This window comes from Pseudomonas sp. SDO5215_S409 (genome assembly GCF_054071325.1).
In genome coordinates, this window is sequence record NZ_JBSVWN010000001.1 from 246,885 (window position 1) to 259,037 (window position 12,153).

Here is a 12,153-nt window from a genome sequence, read left to right on the forward strand (position 1 = left end):
GCTCGCACCGGGAAAACGCGCCGACAGGCCGACCACGACAACCTCGTCATCCGCACGCGGTTGCACCACCACCGGGGCTTGCGGGGCTGGCGCTGGCACCACAAGCGCAGGCGCAGGCGCCGGCACCGGTTCGGCTTGCGCGGGGGCGGTGGCCACGGCAAAGGCCTCGGCCAGCGCGGGGGCCTGGTTCGCCAGCAACCATTGGGTCAGGTCCGTGAGGTTGGGGTGTTCCAGGATCAACGACGGCGCCAGGTCAACCTTGAGCCGCCGGTTGATGGTGCGCAGGATCTGCGCCATCAGGATCGAGTCCAGGCCGTAGTTGGCAAAATCCAGCCCGGCGTCAAACTCTGCCGGGTCGATACGCAACTCGCCGGTAAACAGCCCGCTCAGCCAATGCTGCACCTCGCCTTGCAGCGCCCCGCCGCTGACGACAGGCGCCGCAGCCGGGGGGGCCACGCGGGTCGGTGCAGCGGGGAGTGGCGCAGGCGTCTGCAACCACAGTTGCGGGTTAAAGCAGGCCGGCAGCAACACCCCGGCGCGGCGGCTGGCCAACGCACGGTCGAGCAACCCTAGCCCGTCGCTGTCGCTCAGGCCCAGCAGGCCGGTGCCGCGGTACAGTTCGGAGTCCATCGAGCCCATGCCGGTGTCGGTCCAGCTGGGCCATTGCAGGCTCAGGACATTGCCGGACTGCTGCGCGAAGGCGTCCATGTAGGCATTGGCCATGGCGTAGTCGATCTGCCCGGCCGCCAGTTCAGGCAATTGCGCGCTGACTGAGGAATACACCACAAACAGCGACAGCGGCGCGCCCAGAAGCGCCTGGTGCAGGTTGTCCAGGCCACGCGTCTTGGGCGCCAGCACGCGGTTCACATCGGCCGGGTTTTTGCGGATAAACGCCGGGTTGTTGTAGTCCCCCAGGCCCGCGCAGTGGATCACCGCGCCCACCGGCCCCAGTTCGCGGCCAATCTGCGCCACGGCCTGTTGCAAGGCATGGGCGTCGGTCATGTCGACGGCCAGGGTCAGCAGCTCTACGCCCTGTTGTTGCAGCGCCGCCAGGGCAATCAGCTTGTCCTGCACCAGGCTCGCCGGGCCTGCCAGTACCGCTGGCCATTCGGCCTGCGGTGGCAACGCATCGCGGCCACTGAGCACCAGTTTGCGCACGCCGTAGTGCTGCACCAAATGCCGCGCGCACAACAGCCCCAGGCCCCGGGTGCCGCCAGTGACCCACAGCACGTGCCCGGCAGGCAGGCTGAACGCCGAAGCGCTGGCGGTAAGGGCCTGCAACGTCGGCACATAGGCTTGCCCGGCGCGGTAGCACAGGTGCCGCTCGGGGTGCGGGCGGTAGAGCTGTTCGATGATCTGCGCCACCAGCGAGGGGTGGTCGGCAGGCAGGTCGGTGTCCATGTGGCCGGCGTGCAGGCGTTGGTATTCGGCGCCCAGGCACCGGTAGAGGCTTGCGCCGATGGCGGCGTGGGCGTTCGCCGCCACGGAGGCCGGGCGCTCGAAGCCTTCCAGGTAATGGGAAACGTACAGCAAGCGCGTACTGCGCAGCCGCGTCTGCTCCACCAGGCGTTGCAGGCCGTCCAGCCAACCGCTCACATCGGTGGCGCAGCGCCGGGTAAAGGCTGCGTCAAACCCGGTGATGTCGAGGACGGCGTACAGCACATGCCCGTTGGGTTTGCACAACGGCTCGGCACGCTCGGCCAGCTCGTCGATCAGCACGATGCGTGCCGCGCTCAAGTTGGCCGCCAGCCGATCCGCCAGGGCCTGGGTGGCAGGCGTGGTGATGATCAGCACGAAGCCCTGCTCGCCTGCCGGTGCAGCCGGTGTCGCCAGCGCCGGGCGCGCCCGCCATTGCTGTTCAAACAGCCCGCTGTGGGCCTGCGCCACGGGCTTGAGTGGCGCTGCGGTGCGCTCGCCCCCGGTGGCCAGCCCGGCCAACCAGTAACGCTCGGCCTTGAACGGGTACGCAGGCAGCGGCAACCGCCGCGGCGGCTGGGAAAAGCCTTGGCCCGGCCCATACAGCTGTGCCCAAGGCACGGCCACGCCCGCCACCCACACCCGGGCCAGCGCCGACAGGTTGGCCTTGTTTACCCACGTGGTCAGCAGCGCCTGGGCGTCGGCGTCGCGGTACAGCTCTTGGGTGTCCTTGCCCTGGCTGGCCGAACCGCGCTGCCAGTGCGGGTCGGCGCTCGCCTCCGCCAGGCTGCGCAGGCGCGCCTTGAGTTCATCCAGGGATGAAACCACCGTGGCCACGCGATGCTCCATGGCCTCGCGCCCCACTTGCAGGGTGTAGGCCAAGGCGGGCAATGCATCATCGCCCAACGGCAGGCGGTCGATGGCCGCCGCAAGGTTGTGCGCCATCAACGGCAACCGCGACGCATCGCGGGCCGACAGCACCACCAGCCGGGGCGCCGCAGGTTGCAGCGCGGCGGCGGCCTGGGGGTAGTCCTCAAGAACCGCATGGGCGTTGACGCCACCGGCGCCAAAGCTGCTGACCCCGGCAATGCGGCGGCCCCGGGCGCCCTTGGCGGGCCAGGGCACCAATTGCTGGTTGACCTCAAAAGGTGAGCGCGAAAAGTCGATGTTCGGGTTCAAGGTGCGCGAGTGCAGCGACGGCACGATGACCTGGTGCTGCATTTGCAACAGCACCTTGATCACCCCCGCCACCCCGGCAGCGCCTTCGCAATGGCCGATGTTGGACTTGACCGAGCCGATCAGGCACGGCGTGTCACGCGGCTGCTCGGGGTCGTGCTCGAAGGCTTTGGTCAGGCCGCTGATCTCGATCGGGTCACCCAGTTTGGTGCCGGTGCCATGGGCTTCGACGTAGCTGATGTCGTGCGGTGCCACGCCGGCATGGCGCAGCGCCTGGCTGACCACCCGGCTCTGCGCCCCCGGGTTGGGCACGGTGTAGCCGCTGGCACGCCCGCCGTGGTTCACGGCGGTGCCACGGATCACGCCGTAGATAAAGTCGCCATCGCGCTCGGCGTCTTCCAGGCGCTTGAGCAACAGCACGCCCACGCCTTCGCCGGGGATGTAGCCGTCGCCGCCTTCGCCAAAACTTTCGCAGTGGCCCTTGGACGAAATGAACTGGCCCTGGGACAACATCAGGTATTTGCTGGGGTGCAGGCTCAGGTTCACGCCCCCGGCAAAGGCTGCATTGATGGCCCCCGAGCGCAGGGCCTGGCAGGCCATGTCCAGCGCCACCAGGGAGCTTGAGCACATGGTGTCGATGGCCATGGCCGGTCCGTTGAAATTGCCCACATACGCCATGCGCGTGGCCACCGACGAGGTGCCGCCGCCCAAGCCCATCGGGGCGGCGGATTGCGCGGCGAACAGCGGGTATTCCTGGCCCATCACCCCGGCGTAAATCCCGACATTGGCACCCGTGCCCCCCTCGGCACTGCGTTGCAGCGCTTCGCGGGTGTAACCGGCGTCTTCCATGGCCATCCAGGCGTGTTGCAAAAACAAGCGCTCCAGCGGGTCCATCACTTCGGCTTCACGCGGGGAAATCTGGAAAAACAGCGGGTCGAACGTTGCCGCGTCGTCGATAAAACCGCCCCACTTGCTGGAAATGGTCCCGGGCTCGCCGCCATCGCTGTAGTAGTCCCGCCAGTCCCAGCGGCTGGCCGGGATTTCACTGATGCAATCGGTGCCCGCTTGCAGGTTCTGCCAGAACGCCGCCAGGTCATAGGCCTTGGGAAACCGCCCGGCCATGCCGATCACCGCCACCCGGTGGCCTGCCGGGGCGTCAGCCTTGACCCGCGGCGCCGACGCACGCGGCTCAAGACGCCGCAACGAAGCGTTGACCAGCGAGGCCAGCGCCCGCCCGTCGCTGTCGACGATCTGCGAGTCAAAGGCGACAAAACCGTCCTTGACCCGTTTGGGGCCGGTCACCACAAACACGCGGCGACCGGCGCTGCGCCACAGGGTCAGGCGTTCGATCATCAGCGGCACAAAGGTGTCCGACGCGCCCGCGCCCGGTGGCTGAAACAGGTAGCAGCTGTTGAGCAGCAGCGGGTCCAGGACCAGGCCGTTGACAGCCGCGCGCGGGGTGGCCGCCAACTCGACCTCGCAGATCAGGCTGCCCTCGGCGCCCTCATAGGCGGCGACGATGGTCTTGAGCATCGGCCCCAACGTAAAGGCAGGCACCGCGCTGTACCAACCCTCGATCTGTTGCGCGCTGCACGGGCGTGCGGCGCCGATCAGCGCCCTAAGGTCCAGCGCAGCGGGCTCGGGCTCGACCGGCACCTGCCAGCGCCCGTCGCAGCACAGGCTGGCGGCTTGGCCGGTCAAGCGCTGCTGGACACTGAAGCGCCCATCGATGTCCAGGCGCACGTCCACATCACCCGACTGGCCCGGTTGAAACTTCAGCGGGCCACCGTGAAAACGGAGGTCCTGCAAGCTGACCGGCACGGTTGGCGCGGTTTGCAGCACCAGGCTGGGGTAAGTAATGCCCATCAATGCAGGCTCGCCGTCCACCCGGTGATCGAGCAAATAAGCCTCGTCGGCCAGGAACCGGTACGTTGCCGTCACCGGCGACTGTTCGGCCACCGGCGCCGGTGCTCGCGGCGCCAGGGTGCCCAGGTGCTCCAGCAGTTCGTGCACGGTGTTGTATTCAAACAGCAGGGTCGGGTTGAGGCGGCGCGACAGCAACTGCTCGATGTCCTTGAGGATGGTGAGCATCTGCGCCGAACTTAAGCCCATGTCGAAAAAGCCGCGCTGGGGGTCGACCTGATCGGCGCGGGTGTTCAGGTGGCGAGCGAACACCGCCAGCACATCCGGCGCGGCCTCGACATCGGGCGCAGGTGCGCGGGCCACGGGCGGCGCGGTGTCCACCGCCAGGCTGGCGCGCACGCGTTTGCCGGTCAGTTCGCTCAGGCTGGCGACCCAGCGGCCGGTCACGTCGTAAAAGTCGATGTCGAGCTTGCGGATGTCATGGGCCGTGGTGATGCGGGCCAGTTCGACGCGGGCCACGCAGGCGTCCTGCAATGGCGCCCGACCGTGAAAGCTGCCGTAGTGCAGCGGCAGGTACAGGCCGTTGTCATCAGGGGCCAGTTGGTCTTCAAGCACTGCCGAGGCCACCGCCGCCCCGTCGATCAGGGTGGGGTGGAACAGCGCATCGGGCATCAAGTGGCGCAATTGCGCGGCCACGCCCAGTTCGATCAGGCAACCCCAGGCAAACCGGTGGATCGTACCGTCGGCCAGCAAAAGGCCGTCGTGCACCAGGTCGCGAGCCCGCGCCTTGGCGTACACCTGCTCCAAGGGCAATTGGTGGGTGGCCTGGGCCTTTAACGTCGCCAGGTCCAGATCTGGCTGGGTGCCTGCGGGGCTTGGGTGCAACTGCGCCGTGCAGTACCGCACCTGGGCGTCAGTTGCGGCCTCGCGGCCGTCGACCGTCACCGACCACACACCGTCGTGCAACTGCAGGGCCAGGCTCAGGCGCAGCGAGCCGCCGTCGCGCACGATCAAGGGCTGGTAAATCACCAGGTCGCGGATCTGGGTGCCCAGGCTCTCGAGTGCCAGGCCATCGCGGGCCACTCGCAGCAGCAGGTCGATGTAGGCCAGGCCCGGCAGCACCGCTTGGCCTTGCACGCGGTGATGGGCGACCAGCGGGTGGTCGGCACCCACCGTGAGTTCAAAGTGCTTGTTCATGAATCACACCCCAGCTTGACGGGATAGAAGAAGGCGCAAAGGCAGTGGCCACAACCTCGGGATGCGGGGTTGGCGCGTTGTCGCGATGGAGGGCAAACGATCGGCGGTCGAACACCGGCGGCGCCAGGGGCTCGCGCTGTTGCACGTAGCCGGGCGGGGCCACGAACTCTTCGAGAATCACATGGCAGTTGGTGCCGCCATCCGGGAAGCAACTCTGGGCGGCCACGCGCGGACGGCCCTCGGTGGTGTTCCAGCCCAGCGTGGCGCGGTTGAAATGCACCCGCGAGGCGTTGAAATCAAAGTGCTCGAACGGCGCCAGGCCGCAGGCGCTCGGCGCGATCTGGCGGTGGTGCAGGCTCAGCGCACAGCGCACGAAACCGGCCAGGCCCGAGGTGAGCAGCAAGTGCCCCACGCTGGGTTTGACCGAGCCCAGGCAGCAGGCGTCGAGGGTGTTGTCATTGAGCGCGTAGACCTGCGCCAGCGACTTGATCTCCACCGCATCGACCACCGCCGAACCGCCGCCGTTGACCTCGATGTAGTCCACCTCGCGGGCGCTCTTGCCAGCCTGCTGCAAGGCGCTTTCCATCACCTGCTTTTGCGCCTTGAGGCTGGGCGAACCGGGGCCCAGGGTGCGCCCGTCGTTGTTCACCGCCAGGCCTTTGACCACGCAGTAGATCCGGTCGCCGTCGGCCTGCGCTTGCGCGAGCGTCTTGCACACCAGCGCCACCACGCCTTCACCGAGGACGTCACCGGCGGCGCGGTCGTCGAAGATATTGAAGGCACCGTCGGGGCTCAGGATATTGCGTGCGGCAAACAAGTCGTGGGCGTCGGATGAGGTCAACAGGCTGGTGGCGCCCACCAGCGCCATGCCGATACGACCACTGCGCAGGGCGTCGCTGGCCAGCGACAGCGCCGTCAGGCCCGAGGAACACGCGGTATCCACCACCATGCTCGGCCCGGTCAGGTTGAAAAAGCGCGACAGGTTACTCGCCAGGTAGTTCTGCCCGACCCCCAGGATCGGGTTGCTCGCCTCGGCCAGCGACCCCGCATCGGCGGTCACGCGCAGGCGCCCACCCACATACACACCCACCGGCTGGGCCGACACGTCGCGCAGCGCGTAGCCTGCATCGAACAGCGCGGTCACGGCCTGTTCCATCATCAGCCGCGCCTGAGGGTCCATCACAGCCGCGTCCTTGGGGTTGAGGCCAAAGAAGGCCGGATCGAACTGGTCGATCCCCGTAAGCCAACCGCCATACGCGGTGCCCTGCCCACCCGGCCAGCGTTGATCAGCCATCGTGCCGATAGCCGATTCGCCACGGCCTTGCAGGGCCCAGAACGCCTCGGCATCCGGCGCCCCCGGCAAGCGCACCGACAGGCCGACAATCGCGATGTCGGCGGGCCCGCCCACCGTAGCAATGGGCGCAGCCTGCTCCGGGGCAGGTTGCACCGGGGCGCTGACGGGTGCCTGCGCGGGTACGCCCAGGTGTTGGGTCAAGGCGTCGGGGTACTGGCTCACCAGGTGTTCGCACAGGCTGCCCAGCGTGGTGAATTCAAACATCAGCGACGGGTCCAGGCGGCTGTCCACCCAGGCGCTGAGGCTTTCCATCAGTTGCAGGACCATGATCGATTCGATGCCGTAATCGACAAAAGCCATGTCGCGGTCGTTCAATTGCTCGGCCGAAAACTTCAGCTCGTCGATCAGCAACTGGCGCAGGGCGCCCTCCACCCTTGCCAGCAACGGCGTCGAGGCCGCTGCAACGGGGGCAGCAGGCGCGGTGGGTTGAGGCGCGGCTGGCCGTTGGGTCAAGGTGGCCGGGTTGAACCGGTCGAGGTCGACATGACACGCCAGGCACACCTGCGGGTTGTCCGCCGACACGGCCAGCGCCACCACGCGGTCGAGCAGCGCCAGGCCCACCGCCGTGTCCAGGGGCTTGAGCCCCAATTGCGCGGCCACAGGGCCGGTGTGCCCCACAGCCATGCCCACGTCCGCCCAGGCCGGCCACTGCACCGAACACACGCCGGGGCGGTGTTGGGCCTGCGCGAACCGGTCCATGTAGGCGTTGGCCATGGCGTAGTCGCTCTGCCCCGACGCCAAGGCCGGAACGCTGGCCGACACCGACGAAAACATCAGGAAAAACCGCAGGCTCTGGCGGTCTAGGCGCTGATACAGCGCAGCAAGGCCGGCGATTTTCGGCGCGCACACAGCGGCGATTTCATCCAGCGATTTTTTGATGAACGCAGGTGCGGTACTGACCGACCCGGCGGCATGGAAAACCCCGGTGATCGGGCCCAGCACGCCCTCGAACTGGCTGATGGCCTGGTCGATGGACGCGGCCACGTGCAGGTCGCACGCCTGATAGGCCACGCGCACGCCCTGCTCCACCCAACCTTGCAAACGACGCACACGCGCCAACAGGCGGCTGTCGAGGTTGGCGCTGTCGGCCAGCCACTGCGGCCATTGCGCGGCGCCCGGCAAGGGTTCACGGCCAATGATGGCGATGGCGCGCACCCCGGCCTGAATCACATGATCGATCAGCGCCGCGCCAATGCCGCCGGTGCCGCCCGTTACCAGCAGCACGTCGTCTGCCCGGTAAACCGGTGCCGACACCTGTGGCGCAGGCACGGGCGCAAACCCCGCGACGCAGCGCTCACCCTGGCGATAGCGGCAATCGGTCAGGGCCCCAGCGCGCCATTCGGCCTCGATTTGGCCGAGCAGCGCAGTGTGTTGCGCCACCTCCAGGTCGGTATCCAGCACGCCCGCCTGCACGTTGCGGTACTCGGCGTTGAGCATGCGGTACAGCCCGGCAGTGCGCGCACCGTGCAGCCCGCGCGTCACCGCCAACAGCCGTGGCGCGTGTTGGCGCTGTTCGGCCACCACCGCCTGGAGCAGCGCCAGTTTGCCGCGTTCCAGCGCGGTGCTGGCCTCATAGTTTGCATCCAATCCCGTCAGGTCGATCAACCCGGCCAGGCGCTCGGGGCCACGGCGGTACGCCGCGAGCGTGCTGTGTTCGTCGTAAAAGTCCACGCCCTCGTGCGAGTGGACCAGGTAATGCCCGGTCACCTCGCTGGCGCCGAACAACGCCTGGGCCAGCGCCAAGGTGGGCGCGGTGCACAGGATCAGCAGCGCGCCTTGCGCCGCGGGCAGGTGCGCCGGTTCAAGCGGCGCGGCTTGCCAGGTGTGGGCGAGGATCGGTTGGTCTTGCGCCACCGCCAGCGGTGCAATCGCATCGCGGCCCAGCGGCGCCCAGTAGCGCTCCTTGGCGAACGGGTACAACGGCAGGCCGATGCGCCTTGCGCCGCGCGCCGGTTGCAGTGCGGCCCAGTCCAGCGTGGCGCCATGGGCCCAGTCGTGCAGCGCGTTGCTGGCAGGCAGGCCCTCGCTTGTCGCACCGGCTTTGGCGCGGTAGAACACGCCCGCGCCGCCGGGTGCCTGCCACTCGCCGCCACAGGCCTCCAGCGCGTCCCAATGCTGCGTCAAGGTCTGCAACTGCGCGGCCAGCCCGGCCAGCGAGTCCGCCGTGAACACCAGGCGCTCGCGCATGGCTTCACGCCCCACCTGCAAGGTGTGCGCAAGGTCAGCCAGGCGCAGGGCGCGGCCCTCGGCCAACAGCGTACGCAGTTGCTCGACCTTCTCGCGCAACTGCACCGGCGTGCGCGCTGACAATGGAATGGCCCAGGCCAGCCCCTCCTCCAGGGCAGGCGCCGCTGCGCTTTCCTGCGCACTGGCTTCACGCAGGATCACATGGGCGTTAGCCCCACCCGCGCCAAACGACGACACACCGGCGACCCGCGCCGCGCCGTCTGCCACGGTCCAGTCCGCCAGTGTTTGCTGGACCCGGAACCGCGTGCCGGCAAACTCGATATTGCCGTTGAGCACCGCCGAGTGCAGCGAAGGCACCCATTGACGGTGCAAGAATTGCAGCAGCACCTTGGTCACCCCGGCGATGCCAGCGGCGCTTTCGGCGTGGCCGATATTGGATTTGACCGAGCCGATCACGCACTCGCGGTCGGTGCCGCCCAGGGCCTTGCCGAGCCCGGCGATCTCGATGGGATCGCCCAGCGCCGTGCCGGTGCCATGGGCCTCGATGTAGCTGATCGCAGCCGGGTCAACCTGACCCTGGTGCAAGGCCGCCTTGATCAACGCCGCCTGGGCGTTGGGGTTAGGCACCGAGTAACCGTTGGTCTTGCCGCCGTGGTTGATCGCCGAGGCCTGGATGACCCCGTAAATGCGGTCACCCTCGGCCAGGGCGTCGGCCAACGGGCGAATCAGCACCGCGCCCACGCCTTCACCGGGCACGTAACCGCTGCCGCCTTCGCCAAAACTGCGGCAGCGGCCGTCATCAGACAAGAAACGGCCCTGGCCCAGCACCAGGTATTTGTTGGGGTGCACGGTGACGTTCACGCCGCCGGCGATCGCCACCGCACATTCACCGGCCAGCAGGCTCTGGCAGGCCAGGTGGATCGCGGTCAGTGACGAGGAACACATGGTGTCCAGGGTCACGCTGGGGCCGTGGAAGTTGCAGAAGTACGACACGCGGTTGGCAATCGAGGCCACGTTGCCGGGAATCGCCAACGGGTGACCCAGGGCCGTTTCTTCCGGCCCGTACAGTTGGTATTCGTTGTACATCGCGCCCACGAACACCCCCACCGCTGCGCTGTCCAGGCTGTGGGCCGCGCTGTGGGAGGCGCTGTATTGACGCGCCGTGGCGGCCAGGGTGGCGCGGGTGTAGCCCGCGTCTTCCAGCAGGTGGTAGGCGCATTGCAGGAACAGCCGTTCCTGGGGATCGGTGATCTGTGCTTCGCGCGCCGAGATGTTGAAAAACAGCGTGTCAAAGCAATCCACGTTGTCGATGAAGCCGCCCCATTGACCATAGGTGGTGCCGGGCACGCCTTTTTGCTGCGCATAAAAACGCGCATGGTTCCAGCGCTCTGCGGGCACCGGGGTGATGCAGTCGCGCCCGTCGCGCAGGTGGCTCCAGTACTGGTCCAGGTCGGCCGCCTGTGGGTATTGCCCACTCAGGCCGACAATCGCGAATTCCATCGGGCCTGCGCTGCGCGGAGCCGTGCTTGCAGGCTGCGCCTGCACCTCGCTGACCGGTGCGGCGACGCTGGCGCCGAGCACTTCGCTCAACGTCGGCGCGTGCTGTTCCAGGAAGTACCCGCAGAGTTTTTCCAGGGTCTGGAACTCGAAAAACAGGGTTTTCGACAACGGCCCGAACACCTCTTCAAGCTTGGCGGTCAGGCGCCCGACCATGATCGAGTCGATGCCATAGTCTTCCAGCGGCGCCTGGGCATTGATGCGGTGCGCGGGCAACCCGAACACCTCGGCGAGCAGTTGCTTGAAGTACTGCTGCACCTGCTCGGCCGTCAGCGCCGCGACGCTCACCGGCGCGGCGGGTGCGGCGGGCGCGGTGGGCAGGTTGAGCGGCGCCAGCGCACGGTCCAGGTCCCCCTCGGCCACCAGCACTTGGCTGGCGCCTTGGGCCAGCGCGCTGTGCAGCGCCGACAACGCCACCGCCGTGCTCAGCGGACGCACGCCGCGCTGGGTCCACAGCCGCTCCTGGGTGGCGGCATCCGGGCGCATGCGCCCTTCGGCCCACAGCGACCAGTCCACCGCCAACGTATGGCCACGTCGCTCGCCGCGGCTCACTTGGGCGTTGCGCGCATGGGCAAAGCCGTCGAGGAAGGCATTGGCGGCCGCGTAGTCGGCCTGGCCGACGTTGCCAGTCACGCCGCTGGCAGAGGCGCACAGCACGAACCATTGCAGGTCGAGGTGGCGGGTGGCGTGGTCGAGGTTGGCCGTGCCACGCACCTTGGGCTCCAGCACTGCACGCACCTGGGCCAGGGTCTTGTTGACGATAAAGTCGTCGGCGGTCAGCCCGGCGTTGTGAATCACCCCGTTGAGCGTGCCGTGGGCCTGTTGCACCGAGGCCAGCAACGCCTGGACTTCGCTCAATTGGCCGATATCCGCCTGGCAGTACACCACTCGTGCACCGCGTTGTTCCAGGGCGGCCAGTTGTTGTTGATCGGCCTGGCTCAGCAGCGAACGCCCCACCAGCACCACGCGGGCATCGTGGGTGTGGCGGATGATGTCGCGGGCAAAGATCTGCCCCAAGGCACCGGCACCGCCGGTGATCAGGTAGCAACCGCCATCCTTCCAGACCGGCGGCTGCGCGCTGGCGCTCGCCTGGCGCCACGCCGGGACACGGGCTTCGCCGCCGTCCAGCCACACCGCGCTGTGTTCGGCACTGACCGGCGCGTGCTCGAGCGCGTCCAGGGTCGGCAGGGCAATCAATTGCCCGCGCAGCCGTGGGTTTTCCTGGCGGGCGGTGTTCAGCAGCGCCTCAAGGCCCAGCATCAGTGGCGCTTGCGGCCAACCCACCAGCAGCACTTGGATAAACAGCGGTGCGTGGCCAGCGCTGAGGCAGGCCTTGAGGTGTGTAAACAACGCCTCTACCGCAGCCTGGTAGTCCTGCGCCACGGCCAGGTTGTCCTCACCGC

Annotated in this window: 2 protein-coding genes (both running past the window's edge); both read right to left on the minus strand. The window is 67.9% G+C overall.

Annotation, left to right across the window (positions count from 1 at the left end; genetic code table 11):
* Positions 1-5,652, minus strand: partial view of a beta-ketoacyl synthase N-terminal-like domain-containing protein gene (locus ACW9H9_RS00735; protein ID WP_457340952.1) — the 5' portion only. Its footprint begins 1,293 nt before the window's first position; the window shows 5,652 of its 6,945 coding nt (coding positions 1-5,652); it begins with the start codon at positions 5,650-5,652; its stop codon lies beyond the left edge, outside the window.
* Positions 5,636-12,153, minus strand: the final stretch of a protein-coding gene (locus ACW9H9_RS00740; protein ID WP_457340951.1) for an SDR family NAD(P)-dependent oxidoreductase. Its footprint extends 11,077 nt past the window's final position; only the last 6,518 of its 17,595 coding nucleotides appear in the window; the start codon falls outside the window, past its right edge; the stop codon is at positions 5,636-5,638. The genes ACW9H9_RS00735 and ACW9H9_RS00740 overlap by 17 nt, the downstream gene beginning before the upstream one ends.